Here is a 16,199-nt window from a genome sequence, read left to right on the forward strand (position 1 = left end):
CTCCGGGCGCTCGGCGAGCCGCCTCCGTGCCGCCCGCAGCGCTCGGGGCGACGCCGTCGAGAGCACCACCGCGCGGACCACCGGGTCGCGGAACGCACGGCCGCCCGCCGTCAGGATCCCCGCCTGCACCAGGGCGCGGTCCCCGTCTCCGGGGGCCGACCCGATGCTCTCCGGAGACTCGGCGCCCGCCACCGCGGCGACCAGGAGCGCCTCCCGGCACTCCTCCGACAGCGGAGCCAGCAGGTCGAGCACCCGGGTCTCGGCCTGCTCGAGCCGCGGGTAGACCGGGAAGGGCGAGGGAGCGTCCTCGTCGGCCCAGGCCCGCCCGAGGACGTCGAGGAGCAGCGGATTCCCCTCCGCGACCCGCAGCAGGCGCGCCTCGACGGCGAGCGGCCGCCGGCCGCCGTGGGCGCGCAGGAAGCCGCAGGCCGCCTCCGCGTCGAGGGGCTCCGTGCGACGGTGCCGGAGGCCCTCCCAGCCGTCGAGGACGCGACGGTCGCCGGTGGCGAGGAGGCAGGCGGCACCGACCTCGTCCACCATCCGGGTCACCAGGGCCTGGAGGGTCTCGCGGGCGGCGACGTCGAACCGCTCCCAGTCGTCGACGACGATCAGGAAGCCGGGGTCGCAGGGCGAGGCGGAGGAGTCGCGCACCCGCTGCAGACGGCCGATCAGCGTGGCGAACAGCGCGAGCGAGGACGCGCCGATCACGGCGTCGCCCCGGTCCGGCCGCACCTCCACGACCTCGCAGCCGGCGGCGCGAGCGGTGGCCGCGGCGGAGCGCAGCATGTGCGTCCGGCCCGAGCCGATCCCGCCCTCGACCACCAGGAGCCGCTCCCGCGCGGGCGACGCCGAGCTCAGCATCCGGACCACCACGTCCTCGGGGGCGCTCGGGTGCGCGGGCGGCGAGGAGAGTGCACTGATCGTCATCGCGACTCCTGAGGGACGGGTTCCGAGGACCCCATGCTGACCGCCGGGCGCGGCCGCGCTCTCCTCCCTCTGTCGGAACCCTCCGGAGCGCACCCTCTGTCGAACCGTCCCGAGCGCCCGGCCCCCGATCGGCGCCGGGCCGGGGGGCACAGGAGGGCAGTGGGCCCCGCGAGCGCCCGACGGTACTCTGTGTCCCACCGGACGACCGGTACGGCCCCACCCCCGCACGACCGCCGCTCGACCCGGCGGGTGATCCGATGGAGTCGCACGATGAGCTCTCGCAGCCCCCTCGCGGAGTTCCTCCGCGCTCGCCGGGCGGCGCTGCGGCCGGAGCAGGTCGGCGTGCCGACCGCGGGCACCCGGCGGCGGGTGCCGGGCCTGCGCCGCGAGGAGGTCGCCGACCGCGCCCGGATCAGCCGCGACTACTACCTCCGCGTCGAGCAGGGGCACGCGGTCGCCCCGTCCGACCAGGTGCTGAACGCCCTGGCCGAGGCGCTCGCCTTCGACGAGTTCGAGCGCGCCTACCTCTTCCGGCTGGCCCGGCTGCGCCCCGGCCCCCGCGATCCCGACTCCCCTCCGCCGGGCCAGGGCGTGGAGTCGCTGCTCGCCCACTGGCCGAGGACCCCGGCGTACGAGTTCGACCGCAACCTCGACGTCCTCGGCGCGAACGACCTGATGAGCCGTCTCGCCCCCGACAAGGGCGTGCCCGGCGCCAACATGCTGCTCTCCACGTCCCGCGGCTACGCGCGCGCCGTGGCGGACGGCGACCCGCCGGACCAGCTGCAGGCGTGGGGCCAGGTCTTCCGCGAGCTGATCGCCGCGCTGCGGTTCTACAGCGACCCCGACGATCCGCGGCTGTACGAGATCGTCGGCGAGTGCTCGGTCGAGAATCCGCTGTTCCGGTCGATCTGGGCCGAGTACCAGGTCCGCCCCTTCACCCACCGGTGGATCCGCGTCCACGTCGAGCCGTTCGGCTGGCTCGACCTCGAGATGCAGACCCTGGAGGTCGCCGGCGCTCCGGGCCGGTACGTCGTGACCTACCTCGCGGCAGCGGGGACTCCGGCAGCCGCGGCCGTCGACGTCCTCGCCTCGCTGCGGCCCGCTCCGGAGGCGGGCACCGCGCTGGCCGCCCCGGCCGGCGCCTGATCAGCGGCGGTGAGCCGGGCGAGATCCTCGCGACCCGCCGCGTCTCCCGCCTCGAACAGGAGCAGGAGGCGCGCGCCGTCCCGGACCAGCCGGTAGTCCATCGGAACGGAGCCGACCGCGGTGTCGGGGAACACGACCGACCCGCGTGCGTCGGCCTCCGCCCCGGCCGCCCACGAGTCCGCGAACCGGGGGCTCCTCGCCGAGAGCTCCCCGACGACCGTCAGGAACTCCCGGTCCCCCCGGTGCCGCTCGAGCGAGTCGCGGAGCATCGCCGCGACCTGGTCGGCGGCGGACCCCCAGCAGGGCAGGTCCTCGACCTCGGACGAGTCCAGGAAGGTGAAGCGGGCGATGCTCACTCCCGGGGCGAAGGCGGGCGAGAGCGCCCGCGCGAGCGGAGTCGCGGCCAACACGCGCAGGTGCCGATCCAGCAGCACCGCCGCCCTCCCCGCCCACGGCAGGAGCGCCGCCTCGTGATCCTCCGCCATGTCCCCGTCCCCTCCGCGCGTCCCTCCCTCAGCGCAGCGGAGTGATCCCCTGCGTCCCGAGCGGGAAGGTCGCCAGCACCTCCTCCGGGATGTTCAGGTGCTGCGCGACCAGCGACGGCGGCAGGTGGCTCAGCCAGTGGGCGAGCGACACCTCCTCGTAGCGGGAGCTCTTGAAGGTCTCGATGTAGACCAGCGTGTCGTCGCCGGTGTTCTCCACGTAATGGCCGAAGTTGCGGCGCACGACGCCCACGTCTCCGGCGTGGAAGTCGGTCGTGTTGGCGTGCGGGCCGGTGTTGAAGACGGTCATCCGAGCGGATCCGCGGAGGTAGTACTGCCACTCGTCGGCGTTGGGGTGCCAGTGCAGCTCGCGCATCGAGCCGGGCTCGACCGTCGTCAGCGCGGCCGAGACCGTGCGCGAGGCCGGGAAGTTCGTGCTGTCGGCGATCTGGATCCGGCCGCCGCTGTTCTGGTGCACGGGCTCCGAGCGGGAGAGCCGGAAGATCACCGCCTCGTCGCCGTCCTGCACCCCGGCCGCGGCCCGGTCGGCCTGGAGGTCGCCGGGCACGTCGCCCGGAAAGATCCAGAGGTCGTGCAGCGGGATGTCGCGGAAGACCTCCTGCGCGACGCCGAAGTTCTTCGCCAGCACGTCCGGCGGCGTGTGCGCGAACCAGTCGGTGAGCAGGAGCGTGTTGCTCTCGGACTGCTCGCCGTCGTCGAACGCGAGCACGAACTCCGCCCCGTCCGGGCCGAGGCCCTGCAGGGAGTGCGGCAGGCCGGGCGGGAAGTACCAGAGGTCCCCCTCCTGCACGTCGTCGACGCTGGGCCGGCCGGTGCGGCTGAGCGTGGTGATGCGGCAGTTCCCCTTGGTCATCAGCGCCCACTCGGCGCTCTGGTGCCAGTGCAGCTCGCGGATCCCGCCGGCCTCGAGGTACATGTTCACGCCGGCGATCTCGTTCGAGATCGCGAAGTCGGCCTGCGTGAGCTCGCGCGCCCAGCCTCCCCGCTGCACCCGCCGCGGCGAGATGTTGAAGGAGGACCAGAAGAACGGCTGCGTGCTGATGTCCGTCGCGGGCGCGGCGATCTGGTTCGGGAACAGTCCCTCCAGGACGCGGTTCTGCGGGCCGGTCATCGTGTTCGCCGAGGGATCGCCCTCGGTGTTCACGATCCCCTCCTGGGGGAGGTCCGGGTCTCCGAAACCGGGGGTCTCGTGGTGCGGAGCGGTGCTGTCGTCGGGTTCCACGGCGTTCTCCCTGCTGATCGTTCTGCGCGCCTGCGCTGCTCCGATCCCACCGCTCCGGCCCGGGCCGCACCACGGTCATCCGACTCGATCCGCGCCCCGACGACCGGCCCGGGTCAGCCGCCCAGGCCCTCGAGCACGTCCCGCGAGGGCACGAAGTAGACCCCGCCGGTCGTCGCGGTCGAGAAGTCGAGGAGGCGGTCGTGCCGGCCCGCGGGCACGCCGACGAACATCCGCGTCAGCATCGTCTCGATCACCGACAGGTCGGCGGCCAGGCCGAGGAAGTACGTGCCGAACTCGCCCTTGCCGGGCCGGCCGAAGGGCATGTTGTCGCGGAGGATGTCGTGCTCGGTCCCGCCGGCGTCGACCACGGTCGCGAGCCCCTTGTGCGAGAGCTGCGCCGGATCGTCCTCGCGCTCGACGTTGTCGGCCTTGCTCCGGCCGATGACCCGCTCCTGCTGCTCGGTGGTGAGCGCGTGCCAGGCCGTCAGGTCGTGCAGGTACTTCTGCACGACCAGGTAGCTGCCGCCCGCGAACGCCGCGTCCTCCGCGCCGATCAGCGCGACGCGGGGCAGCGCCTCCCCGGTCGGGTTCTCGGTGCCGTCGACGAAGCCCAGCAGGTCGCGGTTGTCGAAGTAGCGGAAGCCGACCACCGCGTCGCGGACGACGACGTCCTCGCCGAGCGCGTCGAGCAGGAGGCGCTCGAATTCGAAGCAGGCGTCGTCCCGCTCCGCCCGGATGTGGAACAGGAGGTCGGTCTGCGTCGAGACGGCAGTGTGCGCCGCGCCGACCACCTCCCGGAACGGGTGCAGCTGCGCGGGGCGCCCCTCCCCGCCGAAGCGGTCCCACGCGTCGCTCCCGATCCCGACCAGGCAGGAGAGGCGCAGGCCCAGGTCGCGGAAGCCGACCGCGCGGAGGATCCCGCCCACGTCGGCGACGACGTCCCGCACGCGGTCCGCGGCGTCCTGCCCGCCGACGATGTCGAGCGAGAGGAAGACGGCGGACCGGCTGAGCGGAGCGACGACCGCCTGCGGCTCGATCGGGACGCGGTCCTCGACGGTCACCGGAGCACCGCCCGCCGGGGCGTCGTCGTCCTGCGCGTCGGCAGGGCCGACGTCGTGGGCGTCGTCGTGGGCATCGCGACCTCCGATCCGCGCGCCGCGGGAGGGCGCGTCCGCCGCGATCCTGTCAGCGTCCGCGGTGCCGGTCACGAGTCATCCGACCCCACTCGGCGAGCGCGGCCGGCGGCCCCGGCACCGCCCGGGCGACCAGGTCTGGACGATCGTCGGAACATCTCCCCGCGCTCTTCAGGGAGCGCTCCCACGCCCCTATCGTGGAGCCGCTCCCCACCCTCATCCGGGGAGGCACCACCTTGGACACGACCCGGGCCGGGCTCGGGATCGATACGAGCACGGAGGTTCGAAGATGCCGTTTGTGACCACGGACGACGACGTCGAGATCTACTACAAGGACTGGGGCAGCACCGACGCGCAGCCCATCGTCTTCCACCACGGCTGGCCGCTGTCGTCCGACGACTGGGACGCGCAGATGCTGTTCTTCCACGCGCACGGCTACCGCGTCATCGCGACCGACCGCCGCGGGCACGGACGCTCGACCCAGGTCGGCACCGGACACGACATGGACCACTACGCCAGCGACGTGAACGCGGTCGTCGAGCACCTCGACCTGCGGAACGCGATCCACATCGGCCACTCCACCGGAGGCGGCCAGGTCGCGCGCTACGTCGCGAAGTACGGCGAGCCCCAGGGCCGAGTGGCCAAGGCCGTCCTCGTCTCGTCGGTCCCGCCCCTGATGGTGCAGACCGAGGCGAACCCCGAGGGCACGCCGATCTCGGTGTTCGACGGCTTCCGCGACGCTCTCGCGGCGAACCGCGCCGAGTTCTACCAGGCCGTGGCCTCCGGGCCCTTCTACGGCTTCAACCGCGAGGGCGTCGAGCTCTCGCAGCCCGTGGTCGACAACTGGTGGCGCCAGGGCATGACCGGATCCGCGCTCGCGCACTACGAGGGCATCAAGGCCTTCTCGGAGACGGACCAGACCGAGGACCTGAAGGCGATCACCGTCCCCGTCCTCGTCACCCAGGGCGACGACGACCAGGTCGTCCCCTACAAGGACGCCGCGCTGAAGCAGCACGAGCTGCTGCAGAACTCGACGCTCAAGATCTACGAGGGCTACCCGCACGGCATGCTGACCGTCCACGCCGACGTCATCAACCCCGACCTGCTGGCCTTCATCCAGGAGTAGCGCGGCACGCTCGCAGGCGCGTCCCGGCCGTTCCGGGGCGCGCCTGCGCGTCTGCGCTCGAACGGGGGCCGGGTGCCCCTGCGAGCGGAGTCCGGCCTCAGGCGTCGGCGCCCGCGTCCCTCCCGAGCACCGCGGCGAGCTCGCCCCGCCCGCCGATCCCGAGCTTGCGGTACGCCGCGTACAGGTGCGCGCCGACCGTGCGCGGCGAGAGGAACAGGTTCTGCGCGATCGCGCGGTTCGACAGCCCCGTGCTCGCGAGAGCGCAGATGCGCAGCTCCTGCGGGGTCAGCGTGGCAGCGGCCGGCGACGGCGCGTCGGCGATCCTCCCTCCGGCGGCCCGGAGCGCGTCACGGGCCCGATCGGCCCAGGCGTGGATCGGCAGCTCCTCGAGCATCGCCACCGACTCGCGGAGGAGGGGCCGCGCCTCCGCCGCCCGACCGGCCCGGCGCAGCCCGTCGCCCACGAGCAGCAGCGCCCGCGCCCGCACGTACGGGAGCGGCGGCGGAGTCCGGCGGAGCAGCCCGGCCGCGGCGTCCGGCGCTCCGTCGGCGAGCGCCACGGCGATCTGCGCGTACCGGAGGGCCGCCTCGATCATCGGCTGGTGCCAGCGCTCGAAGAGCGATTCCAGCCTCGCGGCGTGCAGGCGCACGACTCCGTCATCTCCGGTCGCGAGAGCCGCGTCGACGAGATCGGGCGTGGTGAGGATGGCGAAGCCGGGGTTCAGGGAGTCGTCGTCCGTGTCGAGGAGGGGCAGGAGCTCCGGCACGGCGTCGCCCGGTCGAGACTCGAGGACCGCCACCGCCGCTCGCGATCCACGGAGAGTCGCCCGCATCACGCTCGAGCAGAGGACGGCCGCGCCGATCGCGCTCCCCGCGCTGATCGCCTCGGGATCGGGCGCGACGCCCTCCATCGCGTCGAACCAGGCCAGGCAGGCCCGGGACGCGGTCTCGAAGCCCACGTCCCCCAGGTCGCTCCCGAGGACGAGCGCCTCCTCGGCGAAGGAGCGGGCCCGCGAGAAGCGGCCGGCGAGCGACGTGGTCATCGAGGCGGCGAGGAGCGCCTGCGGGAGGATCCGGATGTCGCCGCGCGCGCGCAGCCCGGTGATCGCCTCCTCCAGGAGCTCCCGGGCGACCTCGACCTCGCCCGCCGTGTTCAGCGCGTAGCCGAGCCACCACGCCTCCTCCGGACCGCTCGCCCCGCCGGCCGCCGCGAGCGCCCGGCGGACGACCTCGTCGCCGCGGGCGATCGGCTCGGTGACCGCCGCGAGCAGGACGGCGCGCGGGTCGGAGTCGTCGAGGGCGAGCGCGCGCACCGCCTGGATCATCGGCTCCCCCGGCGACGCCTCGCGGTTGTGGTCCCAGGCGATGGCGGCGAGGTGCAGGAGCGCGGCGGTCGCGGCGTCGACGGCTCCGTGGCTCTGCAGCGCCGTCACTGCGGCGAGCGCGGGCGAGAGGTCTCCCCGCGAGAGGGCCGTGCGCCCGGTCGGCAGCGTCTCGCGCGTCCAGGCGGCGCGGGCGGTGAGCACCGGATCGACGGTCTCGCCCGCCGCGCGGTGCACGAGCAGCGCCGCCTCCGCGGTCCGGCCGGCGAGCCCGGAGTACTCGGCCGCGTCGATCAGGCGCGAGACGCGCAGCGGCCCCGCGGGGGTCAGCTCCGCCGCCCGCTCCATCGCCTGAGCCGCCAGGACGACGTCGCCCGTCGCGAGGCCTGACGCCGCGAGACCGGCGAGCTCCTCGCCGACCGGCCCGTCAGAGCCGGTCGCGAGCTCGGACCGCCACCAGAGCGTCCGGCTCGGGTCGTCGCGGTGCTCCTGGACGAGCGTGCGGAGCACGGCCGCGCGCTCGGAGGGGCGGCTCACGCTCGTCACCGCGGACTGCACGAGAGGGTGCCGGAAGCGGAGTCCGCTCCCCGGCGTCCAGCTGAGCAGCGACGCGGCGACGGCCCGGTCGATCCAGGAGGGGTCGGGGTGGCGGCCGATCGCCAGGTTCGCCAGCCGGCTCGCCTCCTCCGCCGTCGCGACGTCGCCCAGCGCCACGGCCAGCACGGCGAGCCGCGAGGGCTGGTCGAGCTCCGCGAAGCGCTCGGCGAAGGCCGACTCGAGGCGTCCGGTCACCGCGCGGTCCTCCGCCTCGTCGGCGGACGGGTCGCGCCCGGTCAGCTCCACCAGGGCGAGGGGATTCCCGCGGGCGAGGTCGAGCAGAGCGCGCCGGGCGGCGCCGCGAGGAGGATGCGGGAGCGTGTCCAGGAGAGCGGCCGAGTCGGCGGCCGACAGCGGCCCGAGGTGGAGGTGCTCGAGGCCGGAGTCCTCCTCGGGCCGGTCCCTCGTGGTCATCACGACGACGACGCGGTCCTCGCCGATGCGCCGGGCGAGCATCCGCAGCGCCCACGCCGACTCCGGGTCGATCCGGTGCAGGTCCTCCACGACGACCAGCAGGGGCCGATCGGCGGCGGCGTCGCTCAGGAGGGTCAGGGCCGAGAGGCCGGCCAGGAGCGGCGTCGGCTGCACTCCGTCCGCCAGGTGGAAGGCCACGCGGAGCGCGTCCTGCTGCGGCAGGGGCAGGCCGTCGAGGCCCGGGCGGAGCGGGTGCAGGAGGAGCTGCAGCGCCGCGTACTGGTCGCCCGACTCCGCTGCGGAGCCCGCGGTCCGCAGCACCCGCACATCGCGTGCGCGGGCGTAGGCGACGACCTCCTCGACCAGGGTGGTCTTGCCGACCCCGGCGTCCCCGTCGATGACGAGCGCCGACCCCTGGGCGGCGATGCCGTCGACCATCAGACGGAGCCGCGCGAGCTCCGATCCCCGACCGACGACGAGCGCGTCCCGCTTCACGCGTCGAGTATCGCACCCTCGCGCAGACACTCCTCGACCCGGTGGCGGGCCCGGATGAAATCGATCGCGGCGGCCGCGGCGCTGCCGGGGGCGCCGAAGAAGGAGGTCAGGAAGTGGTCGCCTCCGTGCACCTCCAGGGTCTGCCAGCGGAAGGCGATGAAGCCGAAGGGGTCGACGCGCACCGGCGACGAGCCCTCGCGGAGCGGATACGCCTCCTGGCTCGCCCAGACGCGGCGGAAGACCCGCGAGCGGCCTCCGAGCGAGGCGACCAGGACCCGCAGACGCGGGTCCGCCGGGTCGGAGTGGAAGCGGAGGGCGGCCGTCATCACGGCGATCGTGCGGTCCCAGTCCTCGTGCCGCTCGGCGTCGGTCTCGAGCGCCGCGGCGTCGACGACGGCCTCGATCATGTTGGTCCCCTGCTCGCAGGCCAGGGGGAGGAACAGGCGGCCGAGCTCGTTCACGGCGACGAGGTCCAGGTAGCGGTCGACCACGTAGGCGGGCGTCGTGGTCCAGGACGAGACCATGCTCGTCAGGCTGCCGACCTGCGCCGGGGTCGGCCCGGCCTGCGCCCAGCCCGGTGAGCGGCGCGGCGCGGCGTGCCCGCCGAGCCGGAAGAGGTAGTCCCGCCCGTCCGCGTCGAGACGGAACGCGCGGGCCAGAGCGTCCAGGACCTGCGCCGAGGGGCGGCGGTCCTTGCCCTGCTCGAGCCGCAGGTAGTAGTCCGGGCTGATCCCCGCGAGCACGGCGACCTCCTGGCGGCGCAGCCCGCTGACGCGGCGCCTGCCGTCGGCGCCCAGGCCGACCTCGTCGGGGCGCAGCCGGTCGCGGTGCCCCCGGAGGTAGGCGCCGAGCCGCGCGGTGTCCGTGTCCACGATCCCGCCCTTCTCTCCCTTCGAGGCTAGGGAGGAGGCGGGCCCGACTCCACGCGACGCCGACCTAGATCCGCGGAGGGAGTACCTAGATCGGCGGGGCGTGCTTCAGGGTGGGGGCGGTGCGCGGCGGGGTGCGGAGGAGCGCACCGGCACTCGGCGCACCCCTCCGCGGTCAGGCGACTCCGCGGTCAGCTCAGCTCCGCCGCGGCGTCGGCGATGACCCGCGCGACCTCCTCCGGGTGCGAGCGCATCACCAGGTGCGGCGCGTCGAGCTCGACGACCGAGCGCACGCCCGCCCGCCGGTAGCCGAACCGCTCGACGTCCGGGTTGATCGTCCGGTCCGCCGCCGCGACGACGCCCCAGCTCGGCCGGGTCCGCCAGGCGGCGACCGGAGCGGCCTCGCCGAACGCCAGAGCGGCGAGCGGGCGCTGGCCGACCGCGAGCACGGCCGCCTCGGCCGGATCGATCCCGGCCGCGAACACCTCCGGGAACGCCGACACCGCGACCGACACGTCCGTGCCCGGCTCCGCTCCGTCGATCGGGAACGGGGTGTAGACGAGGTTCGCCGGGAGGTCGGAGTCGGGGAAGGCGCCCTGCAGCTGCCCGAGGCTCTCCCCCTCCTCGAGCGCGTAGGCCGCGAGGTAGACGAGGCCGACCACGTTCTCGGCGACCCCCGCCACCGTGATCACGGCGCCGCCGTAGGAGTGGCCCGCCAGCAGGACCGGCCCGTCGAGCTGCTCCACGAAGGAGCGTACGTACTCCGCGTCGCCCAGCAGGCTGCGGTTCGGCACGGCCGGGACGCGCACGGCGTGGCCGGCGTCGAGCAGGATCCGCGTGACCGGGGCGAAGCTCGCGGCGTCGGCGAACGCTCCGTGGACGAGGACGATGGTGGGTGCGGTCATGGGGCTGTCCTTCCGGTCGGGCTGCGGTCCGGCAGCCGGCTGCGCAGCCGATCCGGACCCGGGCCGAACCTAGGACGGCGGACGGCGCGCGTCGTGACCCCGCGACTCCCCTGCCGACCGGGCGGCCGCCTGTCGCCCGCCCGAGGACACGCTCCAGCGCTCGTCCCGCCCGCTCACGGCGGGCCCCGACCGCTGCAGCGTCCGCGTCCTGGTCCCGGCGGGGTCACCCTTCGACGGCTGGACCGCCCGGGATCGCGGCGAGGTCGGCCAGCGGGCTCTCCGGCCGGCTCCCCGGCGACAGCGGCGGATCCGCTCGCGGACTCCTGCGGCTCGAGATCCGGGCCGCGGCGCGTCAGCTCGCGAACTCCTCCGGCCAGCCCAGCGCGGCCAGCGACCGACGCACGCGCTCGATGTCCTCCTCCGAGGGCAGCTCCGAGGTCACTCCGGCGATCGCGGTGCCGACGTCCGCGCGGGAGGCGGGCGCGTCGGCGGCGAGACCGGCGGCCACCTCGGCCACCTCCTCGTCGCTCAGACGGCGGCGGAGGAGCGCCAGCAGCGGCACGAAGTCCTGCTCGGGCAGCCCGGCCGGATAGCCGGCGCGCAGCCAGCGGACGATGCGCGCGACCAGGCCCTCGCGGGTGTCCGGCTCGGCCAGCGACTCCGGGCCCGCCAGCGGCCAGCCCGCGCTCGCGAGCCGCGAGGAGACGCGGGCGACGTCCTCGGGCAGCGCCGGTCCGAGCAGCAGCTGCTCGATCCGCTCGCGCACGACGGCCCGTGAGACGACCGTCTCGGCCCGCTCCGACTCCGACAGGAGCCGCGCGACGACCTGCTCGACCTCGTCCGTCGTGAGGCTGCGGCGCAGCAGGCCCAGCAGCGGCAGGTAGTCCTGCTCCGGCACGCCGGACGGGTAGCCCGCGCGCAGCCAGCCGACCACGCGGGCGACGATCCCCTCCCGCGCCGCGATCGGATCGGTCGAGGCCATGCTCAGCCCTTGGGCACGAAGGTCGGGATCACGTGCTCGAAGCTCACCGACTGGCCGAGGCCCGTCGCGATGATGACGCTCAGGCCGATCACGACGGAGCCGACGACGAGGGCGAAGCAGAGCACGCCGATCCCGCGCAGCACCGGGGCGGGCAGACCGCTCCGGACCGCGGGGGCGTCGGACCCGCCCGAGGCGGGAGCACCGGCGGCGACGGCGAAGGAGCGGACGCCGACGGCGAAGAGCACGGGCAGGCCCGCTCCGAGGAGCACGGCGACGAGGGCCACCTGGCCGGCGGCGGAGAGGAAGAGGGAGAGCACGGTGCGGATCCTTTCGCTCAGACGCCGGCGGTCTCGGGCGCGGGGCGTGCCGCCGCGTCCTGCCACTCGTCGTTGACGTTGTGCGCACCGATGCTGTCGCGGCGCGAGCGGATGTAGATGAGGGAGGCGACGGCGACGAGGATCGCGGCCATCAGGAGGCCGCCTGCCGCGCCTCCGACGAGGTGGCCGATCCACCACATCACGGCGCCGACGAGGGCGGCGGCCGGGAGCGTGATGACCCAGGCGATCACCATGCGCAGCGCCACGCGCCAGCGCACCTGCGCTCCGGGGCGGCCGACTCCGGAGCCGAGGATCGAGCCGGTCGCGACGTGGGTGGTCGAGAGGGCGAAGCCGAGGTGGCTGGAGGCGAGGATGACCGCGGCGGAGGCGCTCTCGGCGGCCATGCCCTGCGGGGTGTCGATCTCGACGAGGCCCTTGCCGACGGTGCGGATGATCCGCCAGCCGCCGATGTAGGTGCCGAGCGAGATGGCCAGCGCGCAGCTGAGCTTGACCCAGAAGGGGACCGACTCGGTGTCGCTCCAGCCGCCGGCCGCGATCAGCGCGAGCGTGATCACTCCCATGGTCTTCTGCGCGTCGTTGGTGCCGTGCGCGAGCGAGACGAGGGAGGCGCTGCCGATCTGGCCGAAGCGGAAGCCGCGGTGGAGGCTCTTCTCGGCGAGGTTGCCGATCACGCGGAAGACGAGCCAGGTGCCGATCGCCGCGACCGCGCCGGCGAGCACGGGCGACATCAGCGCCGGGAGGATCACCTTGCCGACGACGCCGTCGAGCTTCGTGCCGTCGCCGGCCCAGTTCACGCCGTTGAGGCCGAGGCCCGCGAGAGCGGAGCCGATCAGGCCGCCGAAGAGGGCGTGCGACGAGCTCGAGGGCAGGCCGAGCAGCCAGGTCAGCAGGTTCCAGACGATGCCGCCGATGAGGCCGGCCAGCACGATCAGCAGCAGAGCGGATCCGCCGTCCTCGAGCAGCGCCGGATCGGGTGCGCCCGAGGAGTCCTGGATCTTCACGACCGCGTTGGTGACGGTCAGCGCCACCTCGATGCTGAGGAACGCACCGACGAGGTTCAGCGACGCCGAGAGGGCGACGGCGGTGCGGGGCTTCAGGGCACCGGTCGCGATGGACGTGGCCATCGCGTTCGCCGTGTCATGGAAGCCGTTGGTGAAGTCGAAGGCGAGGGCCGTGACGACGACGAGCGCGAGCAGGATGAAGGGATCCACGCAGACATGATGCTCCCGCGGCGGGAGGCGTTCCGGCGTGGTCGCGAGGCTTCACCTGCTGTTCACCTCGCGGGGCACGCCCGCCCGAGTAGTCTGTGCGGATTCTCAGGCGGGCGGCGCTTCTGAGGGTGCGATCCACCCGAGCCCGCACCGGCGTGCGGCGCTCAGACGGGCGCGGTCAGGAGCCCGAGCGCGGCAGCGGCGGGGTGAGGTCCGGGGTGTGCGCGGGGTCGGAGTCGGGGGCCGGCTCCTGCTGGGCGGCGGGCTCGGCCGCGGCGCCGGCGTCCTCGGTCGACTCCTGATCCTCGGCGGGCTCCTGCGAGCCGGGCAGCGGCGGGGTGAGGTCGAGGGCGCCGACCGCCGGCTCGGCGGCGTGCTTCGGCGTGGTCGGGCGGTTCTCGGCCGCGGCCGCCTTCTTCGCCGCCTTCTCCTGGGTGCGCTTGAGCTTCTCGGTCTGCTCGGCCAGCTTGCGGGCCTTCTTGCGCAGCTTCTTGCTGGAGTCGCGGACCGCCTCGTGCGCCGCGCGCACCGACTTCTCGGCCTTCTTCAGCGCCTTCTTCGCGCGCTTCTGCGCCGCCTTGTCGCGTGCGTCCTTGTCCTTGCCGGTCCCGGCCATGTCCGCTCCTCCGCCCGTCGACCGCTCCGGCCGACTCCCCCACGCTACCGAGCGGCACCCGCCCCGCGAACCCGCTGGCGAGCGCGCCCGGGCCGCGCTAGGCGCGCGGGCGGCGGCCGTACTGCGCCCGTGCCGTCCTTGCTCCTCCTCCCCCTGGTCGCCGCCTCTCCTCCTTCCTCTCCGACTCTCGCTTCAGCCCTGCGATGCCGTTCGCGGCTGGGAGTCGCGGGCGAGTCGACCCCGCGACGGGCGCGGGTTCGGCAGGCTGGGGGCATGGTCTTCCAGCACGATCCCGGCGGCTACCAGGGCCGCGCCGGCCTCCGGCGTCCCGTGCGCGGGCCCAGGCGCGACAAGTGGATGTGGTGGCGCCTGGGCTCCGGAGTCGCGGCGACGGTCGCCGGTGTGATCGCCCTGCTCGTCTTCACCGCCGACCGCTGAGCACGCCCACCGGCGACCCGGCGCACCCCCGCCACTCCGGATCGAGAGCCGATCGATGCGCTCAACCGCTTGACTCCGGAGGTTTCTCTCAGGTCGGATCCGGCGGAACGCGGGTAGTTTGGAGGGTCGCATCGGCTCAGCCGTGCGATCAGCCCCACTGCCCCACCCGGCGCTCGCCTCCCCCCTCGAGCGTCGGCAGACCTGGAACCCCCTCTGCATGCACCGTTCGTCACGCGCCTCGACTCCCACCCCCGCAGGAGCCGAGACCGGCAGTCCGTCCGCCCTCCCGACCCGTCGCTCGCTCCGTGAGCAGGAGTCCCGCGGCCGCCGCCCCTCCCGCGGCCCGTCGCGACCCCGCGTCTCCGCCGTCGCCGCGATGACCCTCGTGGCCGGCATCGCGATCACGTCGACGATGCCCGCGTTCGCCGTGGGCGGCACCGCCGACTCCGAGCTGACCCGCGACACGGCCACCGCCGTCGCCGCGGCCCGCCCGCAGAGCTTCGTGGCGGCCGGAGTCGTGCAGCAGAGCGTCACCCGCGACGCCTTCGCCGCCGAGGCCAAGCCCGAGGTCCTCGTGCCCACCGCGTCCCTCGACGCGATCACCGCCACCTCCGGCGAGTCGACCGCGGCCGCCGCCGGAGCGTCCGGAGCGTGGGTCGTCCCGATCTCCGGTCACATCAGCAGCAGCTACGGCCCCCGCCCCGACGCGCCGGTCGCCGGCGTGAACCTGTTCCACAAGGGCACCGATCTCGCCGGCGCCTGCGGCACGCCCGTCCTCGCGGCCTCCAGCGGCACCGTCGAGGAGGCGTCGTACCAGGGCAGCTACGGCAACTGGATCCTGCTCGACAACGGCGGCGGCATCGAGACCGGCTACGCCCACAACAGCGAGCTGATGGTGTCGGTCGGCGAGACCGTCACCGTCGGCCAGGTCATCGCGCTGCGCGGCTCGACCGGCGCCTCCACCGGCTGCCACCTGCACTTCGAGACAAGGGTCGACGGCGAGGCGGTCGACGCCGTGCCGTTCATGGCCGAGCTCGGCGTCCCGATCGGCTGACGCCCCGGGCGACTCGAGAACCCGGACGTCGCGGTGGGCGCTCTCGACCACCGCGACTTCTGCGTTCTCGGAGGGCGCGGACCGGCGTCAGGGCCCGGGGACCGTTCGCGCCCCGGTCGAGACGGCGGCCGACCAGTGCGCGTCGTCCGGCACCGTCGTCACCCTGATCTCGGCGTCCTGCTCGACGGCGATCTGCATGGTGCCCGTGTTGCCGCCTCCGGTGCCGGTGCGGGTCGTGCTCGGGCTGTAGACGCACGACGATCCGCTCGTCATCAGGCCGACGACCTCGATCGTCACCTCGGCGTCCGCGGTGTCGCAGGCGACCGAGACGGTGATGTGCAGCGGATCGCCGCTGAGGTACACGGTCTGGGGATCGACGGGGCCGACCTGATCGGTCCACCGAACGGCGGCGGTCGCTCCCTCGGGCAGCGTCACGGGCCCGAGCGGAGCGTCGGTGGGCGTCGCGGTCGGAGCGGCGGTCGTCGGAGCAGCGGCGCCCGGGGCGGCGGGTGTCGCCTCCTCCGCCTGGTCGGCGCCGCTCGTGCAGCCGCTCAGAGCGAGCGCCGCGAGCAGTGCCGAGGCGCCCAGCGCGGTCGCGCGCCGTCCCGCCGGGAGCCCCGTCGCCCGGCGCGGAGCGGTCGTTCTCGTGGTGTCCATGGTGGTTCTCCCTGTCCACTGGCGTCCCTCCGGTCTACCCGAGCCCGCGCGGCCGCGGACCGCACTCTGCGGCGGTTGCCAGGGTCGGGAGCCGTGCTGCGGATCGATGGGGAGCTCCTCCGTACCGGCGCGGCGGCCCGTCGATCCGCTCGGGTGCCGCGGATGATCGGCACCGGGCGGATCCGACGCCCGCCGTACCCGGCGCACCCCGCCGAGCCGCCCCTCTGCACCCGGCGCACCCCGCC

16 protein-coding genes are annotated in these 16,199 nt (G+C 74.5%); 4 read left to right on the forward strand and 12 right to left on the reverse strand.

Going from position 1 to position 16,199, the window contains the following annotated elements:
• On the reverse strand, positions 1–927 hold a 927-nt coding region (locus tag C5C82_RS15630; RefSeq protein WP_219814855.1), incomplete at its 3' end, for a hypothetical protein.
• Positions 928–1,197: 270 nt separating this feature from the next.
• On the opposite strand from C5C82_RS15630, the gene C5C82_RS15635 reads away from it, so the two are divergent.
• Positions 1,198–2,073: a helix-turn-helix transcriptional regulator gene (locus C5C82_RS15635; RefSeq protein ID WP_181134462.1), complete on the forward strand. Its 876-nt coding sequence runs from the start codon at positions 1,198–1,200 to the stop codon at positions 2,071–2,073.
• Here the strand turns inward: C5C82_RS15635 and C5C82_RS17375 are convergent.
• The 3 genes from C5C82_RS17375 to C5C82_RS15650 form a co-directional block, all read right to left on the reverse strand.
• On the reverse strand, positions 1,965–2,558 hold the full coding sequence (locus C5C82_RS17375; protein WP_146086014.1) for a hypothetical protein: 594 nt from the start codon (positions 2,556–2,558) through the stop codon (positions 1,965–1,967). The genes C5C82_RS15635 and C5C82_RS17375 overlap by 109 nt on opposite strands.
• 28 nt (positions 2,559–2,586) lie before the next feature.
• Positions 2,587–3,798, reverse strand: coding sequence for a cupin domain-containing protein (locus C5C82_RS15645; RefSeq protein WP_258066154.1), 1,212 nt, complete (start codon positions 3,796–3,798; stop codon positions 2,587–2,589).
• Positions 3,799–3,911: 113 nt separating this feature from the next.
• A complete protein-coding gene (locus C5C82_RS15650) occupies positions 3,912–5,006 on the reverse strand; it encodes a Dyp-type peroxidase (RefSeq protein WP_308471862.1) in 1,095 nt (364 codons plus the stop codon).
• A 214-nt stretch (positions 5,007–5,220) separates the two neighbouring features.
• Between C5C82_RS15650 and C5C82_RS15655 the strand changes: the two genes are divergently transcribed.
• Entirely contained in the window at positions 5,221–6,057 is an 837-nt protein-coding gene (locus tag C5C82_RS15655; RefSeq protein WP_104224006.1) for an alpha/beta fold hydrolase, read from the forward strand.
• Between the two features lie 97 nt (positions 6,058–6,154).
• On the opposite strand, the gene C5C82_RS15660 is transcribed toward C5C82_RS15655, so the two are convergent.
• From C5C82_RS15660 to C5C82_RS15690, 7 genes are all read right to left on the reverse strand, one after another.
• The gene (locus C5C82_RS15660) at positions 6,155–8,884 is read right to left on the reverse strand and encodes an AAA family ATPase (protein WP_104355331.1); all 2,730 of its coding nucleotides are present in this window, start codon (positions 8,882–8,884) and stop codon (positions 6,155–6,157) included.
• Positions 8,881–9,756: a helix-turn-helix domain-containing protein gene (locus tag C5C82_RS15665; RefSeq protein ID WP_104224008.1), complete on the reverse strand. Its 876-nt coding sequence runs from the start codon at positions 9,754–9,756 to the stop codon at positions 8,881–8,883. Before C5C82_RS15665 ends, C5C82_RS15660 begins: the two co-directional genes overlap by 4 nt.
• A 188-nt stretch (positions 9,757–9,944) precedes the next feature.
• The gene (locus C5C82_RS15670; protein WP_104355332.1) at positions 9,945–10,658 is read right to left on the reverse strand and encodes an alpha/beta fold hydrolase; all 714 of its coding nucleotides are present in this window, start codon (positions 10,656–10,658) and stop codon (positions 9,945–9,947) included.
• 352 nt (positions 10,659–11,010) lie between these two features.
• The gene (locus C5C82_RS15675; protein WP_104227379.1) at positions 11,011–11,640 is read right to left on the reverse strand and encodes a DUF3349 domain-containing protein; all 630 of its coding nucleotides are present in this window, start codon (positions 11,638–11,640) and stop codon (positions 11,011–11,013) included.
• Between the two features lie 2 nt (positions 11,641–11,642).
• Positions 11,643–11,957 carry a hypothetical protein gene (locus C5C82_RS15680; RefSeq protein ID WP_104227380.1) on the reverse strand — a complete coding sequence of 105 codons (315 nt, stop codon included), beginning with the start codon at positions 11,955–11,957 and terminating at the stop codon, positions 11,643–11,645.
• A 17-nt stretch (positions 11,958–11,974) separates the two neighbouring features.
• Positions 11,975–13,189, reverse strand: coding sequence for an inorganic phosphate transporter (locus C5C82_RS15685; RefSeq protein WP_104224012.1), 1,215 nt, complete (start codon positions 13,187–13,189; stop codon positions 11,975–11,977).
• A 178-nt stretch (positions 13,190–13,367) separates the two neighbouring features.
• A complete protein-coding gene (locus C5C82_RS15690; RefSeq protein WP_104348606.1) occupies positions 13,368–13,805 on the reverse strand; it encodes a hypothetical protein in 438 nt (145 codons plus the stop codon).
• 273 nt (positions 13,806–14,078) lie between these two features.
• Here C5C82_RS15690 and C5C82_RS17695 point away from each other — a divergent pair, with 273 nt between their 5' ends.
• Both C5C82_RS17695 and C5C82_RS15695 read left to right on the forward strand, forming a co-directional pair.
• A complete protein-coding gene (locus C5C82_RS17695; protein ID WP_159940529.1) occupies positions 14,079–14,243 on the forward strand; it encodes a hypothetical protein in 165 nt (54 codons plus the stop codon).
• Positions 14,244–14,460: 217 nt separating this feature from the next.
• A complete protein-coding gene (locus C5C82_RS15695; RefSeq protein ID WP_104250456.1) occupies positions 14,461–15,297 on the forward strand; it encodes a M23 family metallopeptidase in 837 nt (278 codons plus the stop codon).
• Between the two features lie 87 nt (positions 15,298–15,384).
• Here the strand turns inward: C5C82_RS15695 and C5C82_RS15700 are convergent, their stop codons facing one another.
• Positions 15,385–15,954 carry a hypothetical protein gene (locus C5C82_RS15700; protein WP_104355333.1) on the reverse strand — a complete coding sequence of 190 codons (570 nt, stop codon included), beginning with the start codon at positions 15,952–15,954 and terminating at the stop codon, positions 15,385–15,387.
• Positions 15,955–16,199 lie beyond the last annotated feature (245 nt).

The sequence above is a fragment of the Rathayibacter sp. AY1D5 genome, from assembly GCF_002932515.1.
Taxonomy (GTDB): domain Bacteria; phylum Actinomycetota; class Actinomycetes; order Actinomycetales; family Microbacteriaceae; genus Rathayibacter.

Coding starts and splice junctions, on each gene's coding strand:
- C5C82_RS15690 (WP_104348606.1), bottom strand. CDS start 13,805: ATGGCCGGGACCGGCAAGGACAAGGACGCACGCGACAAGGCGGCGCAG.
- C5C82_RS15655 (WP_104224006.1), top strand. CDS start 5,221: ATGCCGTTTGTGACCACGGACGACGACGTCGAGATCTACTACAAGGAC.
- C5C82_RS15700 (WP_104355333.1), bottom strand. CDS start 15,954: ATGGACACCACGAGAACGACCGCTCCGCGCCGGGCGACGGGGCTCCCG.
- C5C82_RS15670 (WP_104355332.1), bottom strand. CDS start 10,658: ATGACCGCACCCACCATCGTCCTCGTCCACGGAGCGTTCGCCGACGCC.
- C5C82_RS15695 (WP_104250456.1), top strand. CDS start 14,461: ATGCACCGTTCGTCACGCGCCTCGACTCCCACCCCCGCAGGAGCCGAG.
- C5C82_RS17695 (WP_159940529.1), top strand. CDS start 14,079: ATGGTCTTCCAGCACGATCCCGGCGGCTACCAGGGCCGCGCCGGCCTC.
- C5C82_RS15675 (WP_104227379.1), bottom strand. CDS start 11,640: ATGGCCTCGACCGATCCGATCGCGGCGCGGGAGGGGATCGTCGCCCGC.
- C5C82_RS15635 (WP_181134462.1), top strand. CDS start 1,198: ATGAGCTCTCGCAGCCCCCTCGCGGAGTTCCTCCGCGCTCGCCGGGCG.
- C5C82_RS17375 (WP_146086014.1), bottom strand. CDS start 2,558: ATGGCGGAGGATCACGAGGCGGCGCTCCTGCCGTGGGCGGGGAGGGCG.